The sequence below is a fragment of the Bradyrhizobium sp. OAE829 genome, from assembly GCF_040546575.1.
Taxonomy (GTDB): Bacteria; Pseudomonadota; Alphaproteobacteria; order Rhizobiales; family Xanthobacteraceae; genus Bradyrhizobium.
In genome coordinates this window covers 1,376,013-1,395,490 of record NZ_JBEPOE010000001.1, presented here as the reverse complement: position 1 = coordinate 1,395,490, position 19,478 = coordinate 1,376,013, and the positions used below count along the sequence as shown (strand labels likewise).

Sequence of the window (19,478 nt, the reverse complement as noted above, 5' to 3'; positions counted from 1 at the left end):
GATAGGCCAATCGGATAGGTTGCCAACAGGCTAGGTTCTTGTTCTGTTTCCAGTTGGTTAAGATCAGGTTCCTGGCCTTCACGGCAGCTCCGTCGTGGTCGTAAACCCTTGTCATCCGGAGCACACCAAATTCATGGATTTCAACAAAACACGGTACATCCCTATGAGCCGTCGACGCCGCATTTATGAAGGCAAGGCCAAGGTCCTGTATGAAGGTCCGGAGCCGGGAACCCTGATCCAGCACTTCAAGGACGATGCGACCGCGTTCAATGCCAAGAAACACCAGGTGATCGAGGGCAAGGGTGTCCTCAACAACCGGATTTCGGAGTACCTGTTTCAGCACCTCAACGACATCGGGGTGCCGACCCATTTCATCCGCCGCCTCAACATGCGCGAGCAGCTGATTCGCGAGGTCGAGATCGTGCCGCTGGAGGTGGTGGTGCGGAACGTGGCGGCGGGATCGCTGTCGCAGCGCCTCGGCATCGAGGAAGGCACCCAGCTGCCGCGCTCGATCATCGAGTTTTATTACAAGAACGACCAGCTCAACGATCCGATGGTGTCCGAAGAGCACATCACCGCGTTCGGCTGGGCGACGCCGCAGGAAATCGACGACATCATGGCGCTCGCCATCCGCGTCAACGACTTCCTGACCGGGCTGTTTCTGGGCATCGGCATCCGTCTGGTCGATTTCAAGATGGAATGTGGCCGCCTGTTCGAGAACGAAATGATGCGGATCATCGTCGCTGACGAGATCTCGCCCGACTCATGCCGGCTGTGGGACATCAAGTCGAACGAGAAGCTCGACAAGGATCGTTTCCGCAGGGATCTCGGTGGTCTCCTGGAGGCCTATACCGAGGTCGCAAAGCGTCTGGGCATCCTGATGGAGAACGAGCGTCCGGCCGGCACAGGCCCGGTGCTGGTGAAGAGCTGAGGCAATCCTGTGAAAGCACGTGTTACCGTTACCTTGAAGTCCGGCATTCTCGATCCGCAGGGCAAGGCCATCGAAGGCGCGCTGAAATCGCTCGGCGTCGACGGTGTCGCCAGCGTCCGTCAGGGCAAGGTGTTCGACATCGAACTGTCAGGCTCGGACAAGGCCAAGGCCGAGGCGGCGTTGAAGGACGCCGCCGACAAGCTGCTGGCGAACACCGTGATCGAGAATTACCGGGTCGAACTGCTCTAGGCGCCAGCAATGAAATCAGCCGTCCTCGTCTTCCCTGGCATCAATCGCGAGCGCGACATGGCGCGCGCACTTAAGCTCGCATCGGGCAACGAGGCCGCGATGGTCTGGCATGCCGAGACCGCGCTGCCCAAGGGTACCGATCTCGTAGTAGTGCCCGGCGGCTTTTCCTATGGCGACTATCTGCGCTGCGGGGCGATTGCGGCGCGTGCGCCTGTGATGGACGCGGTGCGGGATTTTGCGGCGGGTGGCGGCCTCGTGCTCGGCGTCTGCAACGGTTTCCAGATCCTCTGCGAAGCGGGCTTATTGCCCGGCGTGCTGATGCGCAACGCGCGACTGAAATTCATCTGCAAGGATGTGCACCTGCGGGTCGAACGTTCCGACACGCCGTTCACGCGCGGCTACAATGCCGGCCAGGTCATCCGGGTGCCGGTGGCGCATGGCGAAGGCAATTACGAGGCCGATGAAGAGACGGTCAAGCGCCTCGAAGGCGAGGGGCGGGTGCTGTACCGTTATTGCTCCGCCGATGGCGTGGTGGACGAAAGCTCCAACATCAACGGCGCCGCGGAATCGATCGCCGGCATCGTCAGCGAGCGCGGCAATGTGCTCGGCATGATGCCGCATCCGGAAAACCACGTCGAGGACATCATGGGCTGCACCGACGGTCGCGGCCTGTTCGCCGGCCTCGTCGCGCATCTGGAAAAAGCCGCGTGAGTTCTCTTGCGGTAAAACTGGCCGCGGCGCTTTTGACCCTGTCGTTCGCTACCGCCGCCCACGCGCAGGATTACCCAAAACGTCCCGTCACCATGATCGTGCCGTTCGCGGCCGGCGGCACTTCGGACGTGATTGCGCGCGTGGTCGCCGAGGAGATGGCGAAATCGCTCGGACAGCCGATCGTGATCGAGAATATCGTAGGCGCCGGCGGCTCGATCGCGCTGGCGCGGGCGGCGCGCGCTGAAGCCGATGGTTACGCCATCGCGATCGGCAATGCCGGCACTAGCGCGGCGACCTATACGATCTATCCGAAACTGTCGTTCACGCCGGACTCCTTCGTGCCGATCGCAATGGTGGCGAAGACCTTCGGCATCGTCGCGCTGCGCAAGGATTTCCCGGCCAGGAATCTTCAGGAATTCATCGCTCACGCGAAGAAAAATCCCGGCAAGATCAATCTCGGACATGCCGGCGTCGGCTCGTCGAATTTCCTGATCTGCAAGAGTTTTGTGCAGGCCGCCGGCATCGATGTCACGCTGGTCGGCTATCGTGGCGCGGCGCCCGCGCTGACGGACGCGATCGGCGGCCAGATCGATGGCGTCTGCGATGCCGCGGCGTCCGTGTCGCAGGCGATCGACGACAAGCTCGTCAAGGCAATGGTGGTCGGCTCGACGGTGCGGCTCGCGACCTTGCCGGAACTGCCGACCTCTGCGGAAGCGGGGCTTCCCGAATTCGAGGCGCAGGGCTGGAACGGCCTGTTCGCCCCAAAAGGCACGCCGCCGGCGGTCATTGCGAAACTGAATGCCGCGGCGAAGAGCGCGGTGGAGAGCGATGCCGTCAAAAAGCGCTTTCACGATCTGTCGACCGTTGCGCCCGACGCCAATGAGCATACCCCCGAAGTGCTGCAGCAACTCGTGACGCGCGACGTCGAGAAATACCGCAAGCTGCTGGAAGAGAAGAAATAGGCGGCAACCCCTTCGACGGATAGTCAAGGTTGCTGGGCCTTCGATCTGCCACGCAGCCGGTCGATCCACTTTCCGTACCGGTCACCGGGAATGGTCATCGCGGCGACGCCGGCCATGACGAGTACCAGTCCGAGCGCCAGGTTCGCCGGCACGGATTCACCGAGCAACAGCACCGAGAGACCGACGCCGATCGGGATGCGCAGATAGCCTTGCGCGTTGGTGGTAAGCGTGCCGAGCCGGCTCAGGCACATATAAAACAGCATCAGCCCGAACGCGCTTGAGAAGATGCCCATTGCGAGGGTCGCCGCCAAAGCTTCCGCCGTCGGCCGCAAGGTCCAGGGGTGATCGACGATCAGCGATGCCGGCAGCAGCACGAAGCCGCCGAATAGCAGTGAGCCCGCCGCCACCACCATCGGATCGTAGTCGGTCAACCGCAGCCCGAAGATGGTGGCGCAGGCAAAGGAGAGGGTGGCGACAAGGATGACGATTTCGGCGAACACGTCCTTGCTGAGACCGCCGAGCGCGTCGAGCCCGATGATCGCGGCCGTTCCGGCGAGGCCGAGGATGGCGCCAACCAGCTTCAACAGCGTCGCCGGCTCGTGCCGCGTGATGCCCCAGGTGATCAGGAAGGCGAAAATAGGCGTCGTCGAGGCCAGCACCACGGCGCTCGACGCCGGCACATATTGCTGCGCCCAGGTGATCATCAAAAACGGGATGGTCGAGTTGATGCTCTGCTGGAAGGCGAACAGCTTCCAGGCCTTGGCATCGATCGGGAGCCGCAATCCGCGCGCGTACAGGATGACGAGAAGGAATGCGGCCGCGATCAGCGAACGGGCCGAGATGAAGGTGATCGGCGGGATCGAGCCGAGGCCGATCTTGGTCAGCGGATAGGTCGAGCTCCAGCAGCACGCCAGCGCCAGCAGCAGCGCATAATCTCGCCAGCTGTGCTTCCCCGGGGGAATGCTAGGTGGCAACTGTGCCTGCGTCCGTCGGTGGCTTCCGCTTCACCCGCTTGATGGTGCCGGAAAAGGTGAACAGCGATCGCTCGCCCGATTTCAGCACCCCGCGCAGGAAGATCAGGGAGCCGCCGGCGCGGGTGATCTCACCCTCGCATTCGACCAGTTCGCCTTCGTGCGCCGCATCGAGGAATTCGCAGCCAAATGCCACCGTCACGCCCGACCCTTGCAGCACCGGCGAGGCCAGCGCGAACAGGCAGTAATCCGCAAAGGTCATGAAGCAGCCGCCATGGACGTTGCGCTGGCCGTTGAGGTGTTTTTTCTCGACCCGAAAGGCGCAGCGGACCCGGCCGTCTTCCTCCACCCGGTGCCAGAACGGCCCGCTATGGGTCTCGAAATTGTCACGGGTCCAGGTGCGCCACCCGGCGAATTCGCCCTCGGTTTCAACGTGCAGGTCGGGACGTTTGACGAATGCAGTATTGGAGAGGTCATTCACGAAATTGGGCCTTCCTTTGCAGGTTTAAGCCCTTAAATCCGATCCAGGCGTGATGTGCAAACGCCGATCCCGGCTGGCCTGCCGTAAAGCTCTGGACAGGGCGGAAATGCGCCCTAAAAGGCCTTTTCCCAGCCCGCCGATCTTCCTATTAAGGGACCCATGAACGAGCCCCAGATCACCCCCGAACTCGTCGCCAGCCATGGTCTCAAGCCGGACGAGTATGAGCGCATCCTCAAGCTGATCGGTCGGGTGCCGAGTTTCACCGAACTCGGGATTTTTTCCGCGATGTGGAACGAGCACTGCTCGTACAAATCCTCCCGGATCCATCTGCGCGGCCTGCCGACCAAGGCTCCCTGGGTGATGCAGGGCCCGGGCGAGAACGCAGGCGTCATCGACATCGGCGACGGCCAGGCGGTCGTGTTCAAGATGGAGAGCCACAACCACCCGAGCTATATCGAGCCCTATCAGGGCGCGACCACCGGGGTCGGCGGCATTTTGCGCGACGTGTTCACGATGGGGGCGCGCCCGATCGCGTGCCTCAATGCGCTTTCCTTTGGCGCGCCGGAACATCCCAAGACCCGCCATCTGGTGTCGGGCGTTGTCGCGGGCGTCGGCGGTTACGGCAATTCGTTCGGCGTGCCGACGGTTGGCGGGCAGGTGCGTTTCCACACCCGCTATGACGGCAACATCCTGGTCAACGCGATGGCCGTCGGCCTCGCCGACACCGACAAGATCTTCTATGCGGCGGCCTCCGGCGTAAACATGCCGATCGTCTATCTCGGATCCAAGACCGGCCGCGACGGCATTCACGGCGCCTCGATGGCGTCGGCCGAATTCGACGATGATTCCGCCGAGAAGCGCCCGACCGTGCAGGTCGGCGATCCCTTCGCCGAAAAATTGCTGCTGGAAGCCTGCCTCGAAATCATGGAAGCCGATTGCGTGATCGCGATCCAGGACATGGGCGCGGCCGGGCTGACCTGTTCGGCGGTCGAGATGGGCGCCAAGGGCGATCTCGGCGTCGACCTCAATCTCGACGCCGTGCCGACGCGCGAAACCGGCATGAGCGCCTATGAGATGATGCTCTCGGAAAGCCAGGAGCGCATGCTCATGGTGCTGAAGCCCGAGAAGGAACAAGAGGCCGAGGCGATCTTCCGCAAATGGGGGCTCGATTTCGCCGTCGTCGGCTACACCACGCCGAGCAAGCGTTTTGTGGTGAAGCATGGCGGCGACGTCATGGCCGATTTGCCGATCAAGGAACTGGGCGACGAGGCGCCGCTGTACGACCGGCCGCATGTCGCGTCCGCGTTGTTGCCAGTGGTGCGCGCGCAGGACGTGAAGCCGCCGATCGGCATTTCGGCGGCGCTGGAAAAGCTGATAGCGACGCCCGAGCTCTGCTCGCGGCGCTGGGTCTGGGAGCAGTACGACCACGTCATCCTCGGCAATACGGTGCAGCGCCCGGGTGGCGACGCCGCCGTCGTGCGGGTGCAGGACGGACCGAAGGGGCTTGCGCTCACCGTCGACGTGACGCCGCGTTATTGCGAAGCGGATCCGTTCGAAGGCGGCAAGCAGGCGGTGGCCGAGGCCTGGCGCAACATCACGGCGGTCGGCGGAAGGCCGCTCGCGATCACCGACAATCTGAATTTCGGCAATCCGGAACGGCCCGAAATCATGGGCCAGTTCGTCGGCTGCCTGAAGGGTATTGCGGAAGCCTGTCGTTCGCTCGACTTCCCCGTCGTGTCCGGCAACGTCTCGCTCTACAACGAAACCAACGGCCGCGGCATCCTGCCGACGCCCTCGATCGGCGGCGTCGGGCTGCTCGACGATTTCACCAAGTCCGCGTCGCTCGCCTTCAAGGCGGCGGGTGAGGCAATCCTCTTGATCGGCGACACCCAGGGCTGGCTCGGACAGTCCGTCTATCTGCGCGATGTCTGTGGCCGCGAAGAGGGCGCGCCGCCGCCGGTCGATCTGGCCGCCGAAAAGCGCAATGGCGACGTGGTGCGCGGCATGATCCACGCCGGCACCGCAACCGCGGTGCATGACGTTTCCGACGGCGGACTTCTGATCGCGCTCGCCGAGATGGCGATTGCAAGCGGCATCGGCGCACAGCTATTGGCGGCACCGGCCTCGATCGTGCCGCACGGCTACTGGTTCGGCGAAGACCAGGCACGCTACATCGTGACGGTGCCGGCGGCCGATGCCGGACTGGTGCTGGCGAAGATGAAGGGCGCCGGGGTGCCCTGCGTGCGGATCGGCGCCACCGGTGGTGATGCAATCGCGGTGGCCGGTGAAGCACCTGTTGCGGTGACGTCGCTCAATACGGCGTTCGAAAGCTGGCTGCCGGCCTATATGAGCGGCAAGGCGTCGTAGCTCCGCTCTTTCCACGTCATTGCGAGCGAAGCGAAGCAATCCATTTCGCTGCTCGCCGAGAGATGGATTGCTTCGTCGCTGCGCTCCCGTGCGCAAACGCTTTGCGTTTGTCGCAGGCAATGACGGCCGGATGTCACAACACCCGCTTCGCACCCGGAATCTGCCGCAGCGCGCGCGTCAGCGCCCAGCTGAACGCGACCGTTAATACGAATCCAATGGGGGCTTTCACGGTCGCCGGCATATTGAAATCGAACAGCCAATACTGCAGCCACAACGCGATCGGATAGTGCACCAGGAACATGCCGTAGGCATCAGCCTGCATCGGATCGAGTATGCTCTTGCCGGAGCTGGCGAACCTCAGGAAATAGGCCAGGATCAGGAACAGGATGGCCACGCTGAAGACAGTGAAGCAGACGGCATAGGCCCCTTCATACCAGTCGGGTAGGTCTGCTGGATTCCCCAGGTTCTCGCGCTTGATGGAGATCAGCACCCACATGAGGTAATACGGAACGATCGCCAGGATCATCCAATCCCAGCTGACCTTCGCCATCCGGCCGTCAGCCGCGAGCAGCCCGCGATCCATCATCGCAACGCCGATGCCGGCGCCGAAAAAGAAGTAGGTTGCGTAGAGCATCACGCGCCCGTGCTGGACGGAAAACGGCCCGAACTCGAACCAGCTGCCTGCTCCGTAGTAAATCCGCCCGGGAATGTAGAACGCAGCGGTGACGGCAAGCATGACCGCGAAGAATACCGCGGGCCGGCGGCGACCGTGCAGCGAGAGGCGATTGATCGGATCGAGAAGGTTGGGTGACAGCCGATACAGCAGGCAAGCAACCAGGTCGAAGCCGAGCAAGACCCAAAGGAACCAGATCGGTCCGCTCGGCCAAGGTCCGACGGTGACGGTTTTCCACCAGAATGAAGCGAAGCTGACCTCGGGATGCTGACGCAGGGAAATGGCGTAATAGGCGATCGGAATGACGGTCAGCGCGCAGATCGCGAAGGGCAGGGCAAGCCGAAACAGGCGATCCTGCAAATAATTCAGCGGTCCCTTTCGCGCAATGCCGGACCAAGCGAACAGGCCGGACAGGAAAAAGAACATCGCCATGAAGAAACTGTCGGTGGCGAGCACGATCATGTCGAAGCCGAAGAATGACTTCGGGTCGGTGTGACCGTAGTAAGTATACGGGATGACGGCGTGGTGCAGCAGCACCACCAGCGTCAGGAAGGTGCGGGCGCGATCAAGCGAAAGGTTTCGCGTTTTGGTTTTTGGCACCGTCTGAACGTCGGCATGGCCCACGGTGGAAATCGATGTCATGCGCCCCTCCCGGCCAGGCTGTTTGCTCGGAGTGTTGCAGCCTGGAACCCGATTCAGCAAGGGCTATCGTCAAACCTCGCAGCGCGGCATCGTCGCTCATTCGAAAAAAGTGTCGCGGACATGTGGCTGAACGGGATCAGGAATTTCGTCGCACGGCAGAAGCGCGAAACGCGTTTTCGCTCCAGATGACTCGGTCGGCCGCGCCTTGACCGGCGGATCAGGCCCTCAGACGACTTCCTCGATCTTCACCTTGTCCGGATAGAACGCCAGATGGCCGGCGATCTCTGCCATCGCCGGGAACGGTGTCTCATAGGTCCAGATCGAATTAGCCAGCGTCCTGCCGTCGGCGTTGATGCTGAAATAATTCGCGTCTCCCTTGTAGGGACAATGCGTGGTCCGCTCGGTGCGGGCCAACAGAGCCATGTTGACGTCGCTGCGCGGCACATATTGCACCGCCGGATAGCTCGCCTCCTTGAGGGTGAGGGCCTGGGTGGTGTCGGCGATGACCACGCCGCCGGCCGAAACCCGGACGCGCTTGGGATTGGCCGCAATCGTGATCGGATGGTCGGGACCGGGAAGTTTCATGCTTCTTTGCCTCTTTTTGGGTCAGCCGGATGTGACCGGACGCCTCAACCTGAATGGTTTAAAAGGTTTGAACCCGGGATATAGTGCCGGGCAGGATGACCTAGAAGAGCGTACGCGCTAGGTTTGGCCGTCACGGTCGCGAGAGCTGGCCGTGATTCGCAATTGACGGAGACATGCTGGAATGCCGATGGACGCCCACGATATCGAATCGATGATCAAGGCAGCCATACCCGATGCCGAGGTGACGATCCGCGATCTGGCCGGTGACGGTGACCACTACGCCGCGACCGTGATTTCTGAGTCCTTCCGCGGCAAGTCGAGGGTCCAGCAACACCAGATCGTCTACCAGTCGCTCAAGGGGCAGATGGGCGGCGTGCTGCACGCGCTGGCGCTGCAAACCGGGGTGCCCGAAGGCTGACCGAACCTCGGAGGCGCGCCGATGGCGGCGGATGCACACGGCGCGCTGTTCCGACCGATCGTGCCGCACCAGCACAGCCGGGTGACCTACGCCGAGCTGTTCTTCGACCTCGTCTTCGTCTTTGCGGTCACCCAGATCTCGCACAGCCTGCTCGGCCATTTCACGCCGTTGGGCGCGCTGCAGGTCACGATGCTGTTCCTCGCAGTCTGGTGGGTGTGGGTCTACACCTCCTGGATCACCAACTGGCTCAATCCCGAAAAGACCCCGGTCCGGCTGCTGCTGTTTGCGCTGACGCTCGGCGGGCTCATACTTTCGACCTCGATCCCGAAGGCGTTTGACGACCGCGGGTTGTGGTTCGCGTTGGCCTATGCCGCGATGCAGGTCGGCAAGACCGTGTTCCTGTGGGTCGCGACGCCACCGTCGCGTCCCCTGGCGCGGATGAATGCGATCCGCATCACGTCGTGGCTGGCGTTGTCGGCGGTGTTCTGGATCGCGGGTGGATTTGCGAAGGGCGAAACCCGGCTGGTGCTGTGGGGGATCGCGCTTGTCATCGAATACCTGTCGCCGGCGGTCCGGTTCTGGATACCCCGGTACGGCGCGTCTTCGGTCGCCGATTGGGTGATCGAGGGCGGCCACATGGCCGAACGCTGCGCGGGGTTCATCATCATCGCGCTCGGCGAATCCATCATCGTGACGGGTGCTACTTTTGCCGAGCTGACCTGGACGATCGAAAACGTCACGGCCTTCGTGTCAGCCTTTGTCGGCACCCTGGCGATGTGGTGGATCTACTTCAACAAGGGCGCCGAAGCCGGATCCGAGCAGATCTCAAAATCGAGCGAACCGGGGCGGCTGGCGCGGCTCGCCTATACTTACCTGCACATGCCGATCGTGGCCGGCATTATCGTCACGGCAGTGGCCGACGAACTCGTGCTGAAGCACCCGGGTGGGCATTCCGATCTCAGGACGGTCCTGAGCGCGACCGGCGGACCGCTGCTGTTCCTGGTCGGGACAATCCTGTTCAAGCACAGTTTTCGCGGTTTTCTGCAGCTCTCGCACGGTGTCGGTATCATCGTGCTGTGCGGCCTTGCCTGGTTCGCGCACGACCTGTCGCCGCTATGGCTCTCGTTGCTCACGACCGCGATCATGGTGGTGGTCGCGGTGTGGGAATCGATCTCGCTCAGGTCGGACACGCCCGAATAGCCAATTCGTGCGGGCCGGTCGCGTGACCGGCCCGCCGACGCGAACTGCAAGCACTACTTCTGGGCGACGAGGTTCTTCAGGACGAGGTCGGACAACTGGACCACAAGGGCACGAAGCCTGACATTTTCCTCGATCAGCGACGCCAGCGCGGCGCTCGCGTCGGAATCGGGTCCCTCGTCTTCATCGTCGAGCGCCGATGAAGGTCCGAAGCGGTGCTTCTGGTTCCCGGACGTCGGATACGCATTCCCCATAACTGGATCCCCTGGCACGAACTCACCCCAGCCAAGTCGTATGCGCAGGATTGGCTGAGTCGGCGTCAAAATTTGGACATTTCGAAGGGGAAACGACAGCGCTGCTGCAGCGAATTGCTGGCATAGATTGCCGAAATTGCAAATTTGTTAAGCATTTGCTTTCATACCGACTACGAAGGTGCAGGTAGCGCGGCGGCGCGGACACCTTTTTTGCAAGTTAAATCTGACCGGCGCGGTCAACTCAGTTCCCACGGCATGCCCGTGGCCGAGAACGCGCGCCGATGAAACAAAGCGAAGCACGTGCCCTCATACTCCAGCAGTGGGATGACTGGATACTGACGCAGGCGATTGATCCTGGCGGGCCCACCGGCAAGGACTCGCTGCGATTCTTCTACGAGTTGCAGGACGACGCCTCGCCGCTGTTGGATTTCCAATCTCGCGGGCAGGACAAATGGCGGATCATTCACGGCTGGCTGCTGGGCGCCGAGCGATTATCCGATCATTGGATGATGCCTTCGCCACGGATCATACCCACGCGCAAGCCGCGGTCGGCGCGCGGCAAGTCCGGGGCGAAAACGTGAGGGCTCAGTCCAAGGCCGCCAGCGCGTGCACCGAGAACATCCTGTTCTTGTCGGTCCAGGACTCCCGCACCTTCCAGCCCGCGCCACGCGCCAGCGCGGTGAAGCGCTCGAAGCTGTATTTGTAGCTATTCTCGGTGTGGATGCTCTCGCCGGGGCGGAACGAGAAATTGTGCCCGAGCACGCGCACGTTCTGCGCCTTGCGGCTGATCAGGTGCATCTCGATGCGATGGCGGTCGCGGTTGTAGATCGAGCGGTGGGTGAAGGCGGAGAGATCGAAATTGCCGCCGAGCTCGCGGTTGATGCGCACCAGCACATTGAGATTGAAGCGCGCGGTGACCCCAGCTGAATCATTGTACGCGTCGTAAAGCACGCGCTCATCCTTCTCGAGATCGACGCCGATGATCATCTGCGCGCCATCGCCGAGGATTTCGCGGGCGGTGCGCAGGAAGGCGCTGGCTTCATTCGGCTCGAAATTGCCGAGCGTCGATCCCGGAAAGAAGCCGAGCTTCGGCATATTGGCGATCTCGGCCGGCAGCGCAAACGGTGCAGTGAAATCCGCGGCCACCGGATAGACCTTGAGACCGGGGAAATCCTTGCGCAGGGCGTCGGCCTGCGCCTTGAGGAAGTCGCCGGATATATCAACCGGGACGTAGGCGCCGAAGTCGCTGCGTTCCAGCAGCAGGCGCACCTTCGTGGTGGCGCCGGCGCCGAATTCCACCAGCGCCGCCCCCTTCGCGATGATGGCGGCAATCGCATCGCCGCGGTCGCGCAGAATGCCGAGTTCGGTACGGGTCGGATAGTATTCCGGCAGCACCGTGATCTGTTCGAACAGCTCCGACCCCGTGACGTCGTAGAAATATTTCGGCGACAGCCGCTTGGGATGCTGCGCGAGGTTTCCGATCACGTCTTCCGCAAACGCCGTAGTCTGTTCATCGAACTCGTGCGTGTGGGCCAAAGCGGGGGCATGCACATTCATGATACTCTCCTGAACGCGCTTCCCGGCGCGCTTTTGATCATCGGTTGGCCATGATCTGGTTCGGAAAGGCGTCGTCGCCGTTCCGGATCATGCTTGAGAAAGGTCAGGCGTAGTCTGCAAGGCGCAATCCCGTGAATTGCCAGCGGTGATGCGGGTAAAAGAAGTTACGATAGGTGATGCGGCTGTGACCGGCCGGAGTTGCAAGCGACGACCCGCGCAGCACCAGCTGGTTGACCATGAACTTGCCGTTGTATTCGCCGAGCGCGCCTTCGATGGCGCGATAGCCGGGATAGGGTGAGTAGGAACTGCGGGTCCACTGCCAGACGATGCCGAACGCATCGTTCAGCTGGCCGGCACGTGCGGCGACTTCCCATTCCATCTCGGTCGGCAGATGCTTTCCGCTCCAGCGCGCGAACGCATCCGCCTCGTAATAACTGACATGGCTGACCGGAGCGGACGGATCGATCGGCTGCAATCCGCCGAACGTCATGATCTTCCATTCGCCGCCAACCTGGCGCCAATGGCCGGGCGCCTGCCATTGCTCGTTGTTCGCGGCGGCAAAACCGTCCATCAGCCACAGCGTCGCCGTCGCGTAACCCCCGTCCTTCATGAAGGCGAGCCATTCGGCGTTGGTGACGAGGTTGCGGGCGAGTTTCACCGGGCCGACCAGCGCGCGGTGCGCCGGCTTCTCATTGTCGAAATGAAAACTGTCGTCGGTATGCCCGACGGTATGGATGCCTTCGTTGAGGGCGATCCATTCGTCACCGCCTTGTGTCGGGGCAGGGAAACGCCACGCCGCATCATAGGCCGGTGGGATCGGGTTCTGGGCGAAGGCGTGCAGGATGTCGGTCAGCATCAACTCCTGATGCTGCTGCTCGTGGTTGAGGCCCACTTCGACCAGCGGCACCAGTCCGGTAAGGACGTCCTCGCGCGCGGTCTGGAAGAATTTGACGACGGCGGCATCGACATGGCGCCGATAGGCGGTGACTTCATCGGCGCTCGGGCGCGTGAGGTGACCGCGCTGATGGCGGGCATGGCGGGGGCCGGCACTGACATAATAGGAGTTGAACAGGAAGGCGTAGTCGGGATGAAAAACCCGATAGCCTTCGCAATGCTCGCCGAGCAGGAATTGCTCGAAAAACCAGGTGGTATGAGCGCGGTGCCACTTTGCCGGGCTGGCGTCCGGCATCGACTGGATCAGCTGATCCTCGGGGGACAGGGGGGCGGCCCGGCGCTCGGTCTCGTCTCGGACTGCGAGATAGGCGTCGACCAGTCGCTGGGCGAGGGTGCCGGAATCGGAAAAGAGTGACGGGGTGGGGGTGGCTAACGCGGCCGCGGCTACTGATTTCGTCACTGGTGGCTCCGGTTCGGGAGAGAACGTTTCTCTGGCAGACAGGTTCCTGACGGACAGTCCGTCCTAGATAGGGGTTCCCATCCGGGAAAAAAGCCTCCGGGCGCCATGATATTGATGCCGTCAGACTATGAGCCGCCCGGCCTTTTGGGCCCCCCGGCAAGGTTGCGCATGCCAGCTCCTCGCCATTTTACTTTGGATGCACAACGGTTTGGGCTACATATATGGGCAGGATCGGGTTGAATCGGACGAGCCGGCCCGCAAGGCTTTAGCCGCAGGGGGCCGTGCCCCAAAAGGAAGCGAATATGAGCATCGAGCAATTCATCGACAACGAAGTGAAGTCGAACGACGTCGTGCTGTTCATGAAGGGAACGCCGCAGTTTCCGCAGTGCGGTTTTTCGGGGCAGGTGGTCCAGATCCTCGATCACGTGGGCGTCGGCTACAAGGGCCTGAACGTTCTGGAGTCCGCCGATCTGCGCGACGGCATCAAAACCTACTCCAACTGGCCGACCATTCCGCAACTCTACGTCAAGGGCGAGTTCGTTGGCGGCTGCGACATCATCCGCGAGATGTTCCAGGCCGGTGAATTGCAGCAGCTGTTCGCCGACAAGGGTGTCGCCGTCAACACGGCGGCTTCAGCCTGAGTTCGACCGCGCGCCAGATCGGCAAGGCGCGGCTGGAAGTCATCGTTGCCGACATCACGACCTTGCGCGTTGACGCCATCGTCAACGCCGCGAATTCGTCCCTGCTCGGCGGGGGCGGCGTCGATGGGGCGATTCACGATGCAGCCGGGCCTGAGCTGTTGGCCGAGTGTCGTACGCTGAATGGATGCGCGACCGGCGACGCCAAGATCACCCGGGGCTACCGGCTCAAAGCCCAACATGTAATCCACACAGTTGGACCGGTTTGGAACGGCGGTAAGCTTGGCGAGGACGATTTGCTCGCCTCGTGCTATCGCCGCTCGATCGAACTTTGCCGGAAGCACGGTGTTGCCTCCGTGGCTTTTCCGGCGATTTCAACCGGCATTTATCGCTTCCCAGCCGAGCGCGCGGCCGGGATCGCGGTCGCAACCGTGGTCGATGCGCTGGCCACGGCACCTGAAATGACCGGTGTGATTTTTTGCTGCTTCTCCGAGGATAGCGCCCGCCTGCATGAATCGGCGCTGGCCGCGTTTGGTAGCCCTTGTGCCTGATGACACGCGACCGCTACACTCCCCGGGCGAATTCCGGGGAGGGGTCCAATGAATTCACGTCAAGTGCTGTGCGCGCTCGTTTGTGGCGCGCTGATGCTGGGGGCGCCGCCGCTCGCCCGCGCTCAAGGCACCTTCGACATGCCCGCCGGGGCGCGCTTCAATGAAGCAAAACTCGCCAAGATCAGCGAGTTCTTCGCCAACGAGGTGGCCACGGGCAAGATTGCGGGCGCGAACGTCCTGATCCAGCAGCGCGGCAAGCCGGTCTATCATCAGACCTTCGGCGTGCAGGACGTGGTCTCCAAGGCGCCAATCACGGACAAGACCATCTTCCGCCTGTCTTCGCTGACCAAGGCGATCACGTCAGTCGTGGCGATGCAACTGATCCAGGACGGCAAGATCAGGCTCGACGATCCCGTCTCGAAATACATTCCGTCCTTCGCAAACATGAAGGTCGGCGTGGAGAAAAAGGCCGAGGACGGCAACAGGACGCTCGAACTGGTGCCGATGACCCGGCCCATCACCATCCTCGACCTGTTGCGCCACACCTCCGGCATCACCTACGGCTTCTATGGCGACAGTCTGGTGCGCAAGGCCTACAAGGAAGCCAATCTCTATGCGGGCGAATTCGACCTCGCCGAGTTCGCCGAACGGATCGCCAAGCTGCCGCTGCACAACCAGCCGGGCGCGCTCTGGCAATATGGCCATTCCACCGACATTCTGGCGCGGGTCATGGAGATCGTATCCGGAAAGTCCCTGCTCGAGATCGAGAAGGAAAAGCTGCTCGACCCGCTTGGCATGACCGACACCGGCTTCTTCGTCACCGAACCGGAGAGGCTGCAACGGCTCGCCCAGCCGGTGCCGAACGACAGTGATTTCCGTGTCGGCCGCCAGTACCGGACCGAGGTTCGCCAGAAATGGGAATCCGCCAGCGGTGGCATGGTTTCGACCATGGCGGACTTTTCGCGCTTTGCGCAAATGCTGCTCAACGGCGGGACGTTCGAGGGCAAGACCTATCTCAACCCAAAGACGTTCGAATTGATGGCATCGGACCATACCAGCAAGAGCTCCGGCGTCGAGCGGGACTATTTCTATTTTCCCGGTGACGGCTTTGGCATGGGGCTTGGATTTGCCGTGCGCACCGATCCCGGCAACGCCAAGCCGCCGCCGCCGGGATCGCTCGGCGAATTGAAATGGGACGGCGCCTCGGGTTGCTACATGGTGATCGACCGCAAGCAGGAAATGTTCTTCGTGCTGCTGGAACAGACGCCCTCCGAACGGCAGCGCGTCCAGCGCACCCTCAAGCAGTTGGTCTACGAAGCGATGGAGAATTGACGGCGTGAGGCTCCGCGGTCTGTTCGTCGCGGCGCTGGCCGCATTCGTCGTCCTCGTCTCGTCGCATGTCGTGCGTGCCAGCGAGCCTGCGCCGGGCGCAGGAAGCTTTTCACGCGAAGGCCTGACGCGCGTCGGCGACTATATCCGCAACGAAATCGCGACCGGCAAAATACCCGGTGCGATCCTGCTGATCCAGCAGCACGGCACGCCGGTCTATTTCGAGAGCTTCGGCGTCCGCGACGTCGCGACCAAACTGCCGATGACCGCGGATACCATCTTCCGCCTCTACTCAATGTCGAAGCCGATCACCTCGGTGGCGGCGATGATGCTGGTCGAGGACGGAAAATTAAAACTCGACGATCCCGTCTCGAAATACATCCCGGCCTTTGCGGCGACAAAAGTCGGCGTCGAGAAGCGCGCTGACGACGGCACATTGACTCTAGTCGAGGAGCCGCTCGAACGGCCCGTTACGATCACCGATCTGCTGCGCCATACCTCCGGCCTGCCCTACGGTTACATGGGAGGAGGTCTCGTACGCGCCCGCTACGCCGAGGCTGGTCTCATGCGACGCAACCTGACCAATGCCGAATTTGCCGAGCAAGCCGCAAAACTGCCTTTGGTCGAGCAGCCAGGCACGCGATGGGACTACGGCTATTCCACCGACGTACTCGGTCGCGTGATCGAGGTGGCGTCGGGGAAATCCCTGCTTGAATTCGAAAGAGAACGGTTGCTCGCTCCGCTCGGCATGAGCGAGACGGCCTTCATCGTCACCGATCCCGCGATGCGGCCACGCATTGCCGAGCCGATGCCGACCGATCGCGCGATCAGCCCGGTCACCAACGTCCGAGATCCGATGGAGCCTAGGAGGATGGAGTCCGGCGGCGGCGGCATGGTGGGTACCATCAGCGACTACGCGCGCTTCGCGCAGATGCTGCTGAATGGCGGCACTTTCGAAGGCCGTCGCTACCTCAGGCCCGAGACGATCGCGCTCATGACGTCCGACCACATCGGCGCGGAAACGAAAATCGCGCGTGACTATGCCTACTATCCCGGCGAAACCAGCGGCTTCGGCCTTGGCTTTGCGGTGCGCACGTCGGTGCCGCCGAACACGTCGTGGCCGCTGGGCGAGTACCGTTGGGATGGCGTCGCGGGCACGTTCTTCTTCATCGATCCCAAGGACGACATGTTCGCGATCTTCATGGTGCAGACGCCATCGCAGCGCGGACGCATTCAGCTTGCATTGAAGACGCTGATCTATCAGGCGCTGGGAAGGTAAGCGTCAAGCCCCGCGCACGATCTCGCGCACGAAACCGACCGTCTCCTCGATCATCGCGGCCGTCACATCGAGATGGGTGCAGGCACGGATCCTGCCGTCCATCATCGCCAGCAGCACGCCGCGCTTGCGCAGAGCCTCGATCATCTTGTCGCCCGGGATGCCGGCGCCATCAGGTTTGAAGAACACGAGGTTGGTTTCCGGCTGCTGCACCTCGACGCCGTTGATCTGCGAGAGCCCGCGCGCCAGCGCCCGCGCGTTGGCATGATCGTCGGCGAGGCGGTCGACGTGGTGGTCGAGCGCGTAAACGCAGGCCGCTGCGCAAACGCCGGCCTGCCGCATCGAGCCGCCCAGCCGCTGCTTCCAGCGCCAGACATTGTCGATGAAATCGCGCGAGCCCGCGATGGCGCCGCCGACGGGCGCGCCGAGGCCCTTGGAGAAATCGATCCACGCCGAGTCCCAGCCTGCGGCCATGTCACGCGCGGAAATGCCCGACGCGACGCAGGCGTTCAAGAGTCGCGCACCGTCCATATGGGTGACGAGCCCGTTGGCCTTGGCGATTTCGACGACCTCGTCCAGCGCGGCCTTCTTCCAGATCGTGCCGCCGCCGATATTGGCGGTCTGTTCGACGCTGACGACGGTTTGCGGCGGCTGGTAGCGCGAGCGCGGATGAAGCGCGGCACGAAACGTCTCCGGCGAGAATTGCCCGTCGTCGCCCGGCAGCGGGGTGATCTGGAAGCCGCCGAGGGCGGCATGCGCGCCGCCTTCACGGGCGATGATGTGCGCGCTGGCATGCGCCAGAATTTCGTCGCCCGGCCGGCACCAGGCCAATGTCGCCGCGACGTTGCACATGGTACCCGACGGCATGAACACGGCCGCTTCCTTGCCGAGCAGTTCGGCGACGCGTTCGCAGAGCAGGTTGACGGTCGGATCGTCGCCGATCTGTTCGTCGCCGACCTCCGCCCGCGCCATCGCCTCGCGCATCGCCGGCGTGGGGCGGGTCTGGGTATCCGACAGCAGGTTGATACGGACCGGCGCTGCCTTGGGATCGCGCGGAGGAGGGGTGTAATAGGTCATTGGCTGGCTCTCGGTAGTTGCAAGACGGCGAGGAGAGGAAGGAATTATCTGAAGCGCAGATTTTCGCGGGACAACTGGTCGATCGATCTGCACCCCATCAGCTTCATGTCGCGTTCGATCTCGGTCCGCATCAGGCCGAGCGCGCGCTCAACGCCGGCCTGGCCGGCTGCGGCGAGAGGATAGAGATAGAAACGGCCGACGCCAACCGCTTTGGCCCCCAGCGACAATGCTTTCAGGACATGGGTGCCACGCTGGATTCCGCCGTCCATGATGACGTCGATCCGGTCACCGACGGCGTCGACGATTTCAGCCAGCTGATCGAACGCCGCCCGTGAACCGTCGAGCTGCCGGCCGCCATGGTTGGACAGGATGATGCCGGTGCAGCCGATCTCGACGGCGCGTTTGGCATCGGCCACCGACATGATGCCCTTCAGGCAAAATTGTCCGTTCCATAGTTTCACCATTTCGGCGACGTCGTCCCAGGTCATGGAAGGGTCGAGCATTTCGGTGAAATAGCGCCCGATCGACATGGCGCCGCCGCTCATATCGACGTGCTCGTCGAGCTGAGGCAGTTTGAAGCCCTCATGGGTGAGATAGTTGATGCCCCACATCGGCTTGATCGCGAACTGGGCCATGCCGGCAAGCGTCAGGCGGAACGGAATCGAGAATCCGGTACGCAGATCGCGTTCGCGGTTGCCGCCGGTGATGCTGTCCACGGTGAGCATCATGACGTTGACGCCGGCTTGCTTCGCCCGCTGCATCATGGCGCGGTTGAGGCCGCGATCGCGGTGAAAATAGAACTGATAGACCTGCGGCGTAGCGTGCGCCTTGCGCAATTCCTCGAGGCTGACGGTGCCGAGCGAGGAGACGCCGAACATCGTGCCGTACTTCGCGGCAGCTGCGGCCACCGCGCGCTCGCCGGCATGGTGGAACAGGCGTTGCAGCGCGGTCGGGGAGCAATAGACCGGCATCGCCAGTTTCTGGCCCATGACGGTCACCGACATGTCGATGGCCTCCACGCCGCGCAGGACGTTGGGCACGAGGTCGCAGCGCTCGAAGCTTTGGGTGTTCTGGCGCAGCGTCACCTCGTCGTCGGCGGCGCCGTCGATGTAGTTAAAGATCGGGCCGGGCAAGCGCTGTTGCGCCAGCTTGCGGAAATCGTGGAAGTTGTGGCAGTCGTTCAGGCGCATGGCGTTTCCCCGCGGGGCAGCAAAAAGGCCCCGGTTTTCCCGGGGCCTTAATAGCTCGAAAATGC

Annotated in this window: 21 protein-coding genes; 12 read left to right on the top strand and 9 right to left on the bottom strand. The window is 62.6% G+C overall.

The genetic code is table 11. From position 1 onward, the window contains the following. Positions 1 to 163: 163 nt before the first annotated feature. From purC to ABIE49_RS06890, 4 genes are read left to right on the top strand one after another with little or no spacing between them, the layout of a single operon-like run. The gene (purC, locus tag ABIE49_RS06905; RefSeq protein ID WP_171708996.1) at positions 164 to 931 is read left to right on the top strand and encodes a phosphoribosylaminoimidazolesuccinocarboxamide synthase; all 768 of its coding nucleotides are present in this window, start codon (positions 164 to 166) and stop codon (positions 929 to 931) included. Positions 932 to 940: 9 nt separating this feature from the next. Further along, positions 941 to 1,180, top strand: coding sequence for a phosphoribosylformylglycinamidine synthase subunit PurS (gene purS, locus ABIE49_RS06900; protein WP_028349990.1), 240 nt, complete (start codon positions 941 to 943; stop codon positions 1,178 to 1,180). A gap of 9 nt (positions 1,181 to 1,189) precedes the next feature. After that, on the top strand, positions 1,190 to 1,891 hold the full coding sequence (gene purQ, locus ABIE49_RS06895) for a phosphoribosylformylglycinamidine synthase subunit PurQ (RefSeq protein WP_192734170.1): 702 nt from the start codon (positions 1,190 to 1,192) through the stop codon (positions 1,889 to 1,891). Beyond that, the gene (locus ABIE49_RS06890) at positions 1,888 to 2,853 is read left to right on the top strand and encodes a tripartite tricarboxylate transporter substrate-binding protein (RefSeq protein WP_192734169.1); all 966 of its coding nucleotides are present in this window, start codon (positions 1,888 to 1,890) and stop codon (positions 2,851 to 2,853) included. Before purQ ends, ABIE49_RS06890 begins: the two co-directional genes overlap by 4 nt. A gap of 23 nt (positions 2,854 to 2,876) precedes the next feature. Here ABIE49_RS06890 and ABIE49_RS06885 read toward each other — a convergent pair whose 3' ends face one another. Further along, on the bottom strand, positions 2,877 to 3,827 hold the full coding sequence (locus tag ABIE49_RS06885; protein WP_192734168.1) for a DMT family transporter: 951 nt from the start codon (positions 3,825 to 3,827) through the stop codon (positions 2,877 to 2,879). Beyond that, positions 3,817 to 4,305 carry a PaaI family thioesterase gene (locus ABIE49_RS06880; RefSeq protein WP_192734167.1) on the bottom strand — a complete coding sequence of 163 codons (489 nt, stop codon included), beginning with the start codon at positions 4,303 to 4,305 and terminating at the stop codon, positions 3,817 to 3,819. The genes ABIE49_RS06885 and ABIE49_RS06880 overlap by 11 nt, the downstream gene beginning before the upstream one ends. Before the next feature lie 159 nt (positions 4,306 to 4,464). Here ABIE49_RS06880 and purL point away from each other — a divergent pair, with 159 nt between their 5' ends. Then, entirely contained in the window at positions 4,465 to 6,672 is a 2,208-nt protein-coding gene (gene purL, locus ABIE49_RS06875) for a phosphoribosylformylglycinamidine synthase subunit PurL (protein WP_192734166.1), read from the top strand. Between the two features lie 133 nt (positions 6,673 to 6,805). On the opposite strand, the gene ABIE49_RS06870 is transcribed toward purL, so the two are convergent. Both ABIE49_RS06870 and ABIE49_RS06865 read right to left on the bottom strand, forming a co-directional pair. Beyond that, positions 6,806 to 7,987: an acyltransferase family protein gene (locus ABIE49_RS06870; RefSeq protein ID WP_192734165.1), complete on the bottom strand. Its 1,182-nt coding sequence runs from the start codon at positions 7,985 to 7,987 to the stop codon at positions 6,806 to 6,808. 225 nt (positions 7,988 to 8,212) lie between these two features. Next, entirely contained in the window at positions 8,213 to 8,572 is a 360-nt protein-coding gene (locus ABIE49_RS06865) for a DUF427 domain-containing protein (protein ID WP_192734164.1), read from the bottom strand. A gap of 181 nt (positions 8,573 to 8,753) precedes the next feature. Here ABIE49_RS06865 and ABIE49_RS06860 point away from each other — a divergent pair, with 181 nt between their 5' ends. Together ABIE49_RS06860 and ABIE49_RS06855 are read left to right on the top strand one after the other, a co-directional pair. Then, positions 8,754 to 8,990 (top strand): BolA family protein, encoded by a 237-nt coding sequence (locus ABIE49_RS06860; RefSeq protein ID WP_057838868.1) that lies wholly within the window; start codon positions 8,754 to 8,756, stop codon positions 8,988 to 8,990. Positions 8,991 to 9,011: 21 nt separating this feature from the next. Beyond that, complete coding sequence (locus ABIE49_RS06855; protein WP_192734163.1) at positions 9,012 to 10,190, top strand: low temperature requirement protein A; 1,179 nt, start codon at positions 9,012 to 9,014, stop codon at positions 10,188 to 10,190. Positions 10,191 to 10,243: 53 nt separating this feature from the next. Here the strand turns inward: ABIE49_RS06855 and ABIE49_RS06850 are convergent, their stop codons facing one another. Next, the gene (locus tag ABIE49_RS06850) at positions 10,244 to 10,441 is read right to left on the bottom strand and encodes a hypothetical protein (RefSeq protein WP_192734162.1); all 198 of its coding nucleotides are present in this window, start codon (positions 10,439 to 10,441) and stop codon (positions 10,244 to 10,246) included. Positions 10,442 to 10,722: 281 nt separating this feature from the next. Here ABIE49_RS06850 and ABIE49_RS06845 point away from each other — a divergent pair, with 281 nt between their 5' ends. Beyond that, positions 10,723 to 11,022, top strand: a complete 300-nt coding sequence (locus ABIE49_RS06845; protein WP_192734161.1) for a hypothetical protein — start codon at positions 10,723 to 10,725, stop codon at positions 11,020 to 11,022. 4 nt (positions 11,023 to 11,026) lie between these two features. On the opposite strand, the gene egtD is transcribed toward ABIE49_RS06845, so the two are convergent. After that, positions 11,027 to 11,998, bottom strand: a complete 972-nt coding sequence (gene egtD, locus ABIE49_RS06840) for an L-histidine N(alpha)-methyltransferase (RefSeq protein ID WP_192734160.1) — start codon at positions 11,996 to 11,998, stop codon at positions 11,027 to 11,029. A 103-nt stretch (positions 11,999 to 12,101) separates the two neighbouring features. Next, positions 12,102 to 13,352 (bottom strand): ergothioneine biosynthesis protein EgtB, encoded by a 1,251-nt coding sequence (gene egtB / locus ABIE49_RS06835; protein ID WP_192734159.1) that lies wholly within the window; start codon positions 13,350 to 13,352, stop codon positions 12,102 to 12,104. A gap of 302 nt (positions 13,353 to 13,654) precedes the next feature. Between egtB and grxD the strand changes: the two genes are divergently transcribed. From grxD to ABIE49_RS06815, 4 genes are read left to right on the top strand one after another with little or no spacing between them, the layout of a single operon-like run. Next, complete coding sequence (grxD, locus tag ABIE49_RS06830; protein WP_192734158.1) at positions 13,655 to 13,993, top strand: Grx4 family monothiol glutaredoxin; 339 nt, start codon at positions 13,655 to 13,657, stop codon at positions 13,991 to 13,993. Further along, a complete protein-coding gene (locus tag ABIE49_RS06825; RefSeq protein WP_192734279.1) occupies positions 13,990 to 14,541 on the top strand; it encodes an O-acetyl-ADP-ribose deacetylase in 552 nt (183 codons plus the stop codon). Before grxD ends, ABIE49_RS06825 begins: the two co-directional genes overlap by 4 nt. Positions 14,542 to 14,589: 48 nt before the next feature. Further along, positions 14,590 to 15,873: a serine hydrolase domain-containing protein gene (locus ABIE49_RS06820; RefSeq protein ID WP_192734157.1), complete on the top strand. Its 1,284-nt coding sequence runs from the start codon at positions 14,590 to 14,592 to the stop codon at positions 15,871 to 15,873. Next, positions 15,869 to 17,149 carry a serine hydrolase domain-containing protein gene (locus tag ABIE49_RS06815; RefSeq protein ID WP_502915987.1) on the top strand — a complete coding sequence of 427 codons (1,281 nt, stop codon included), beginning with the start codon at positions 15,869 to 15,871 and terminating at the stop codon, positions 17,147 to 17,149. The genes ABIE49_RS06820 and ABIE49_RS06815 overlap by 5 nt, the downstream gene beginning before the upstream one ends. Before the next feature lie 3 nt (positions 17,150 to 17,152). On the opposite strand, the gene ABIE49_RS06810 is transcribed toward ABIE49_RS06815, so the two are convergent. Next, positions 17,153 to 18,223: a threonine aldolase family protein gene (locus ABIE49_RS06810; protein WP_192734156.1), complete on the bottom strand. Its 1,071-nt coding sequence runs from the start codon at positions 18,221 to 18,223 to the stop codon at positions 17,153 to 17,155. A gap of 44 nt (positions 18,224 to 18,267) precedes the next feature. Further along, on the bottom strand, positions 18,268 to 19,413 hold the full coding sequence (locus ABIE49_RS06805; RefSeq protein ID WP_192734155.1) for an alpha-hydroxy acid oxidase: 1,146 nt from the start codon (positions 19,411 to 19,413) through the stop codon (positions 18,268 to 18,270). Positions 19,414 to 19,478 lie beyond the last annotated feature (65 nt).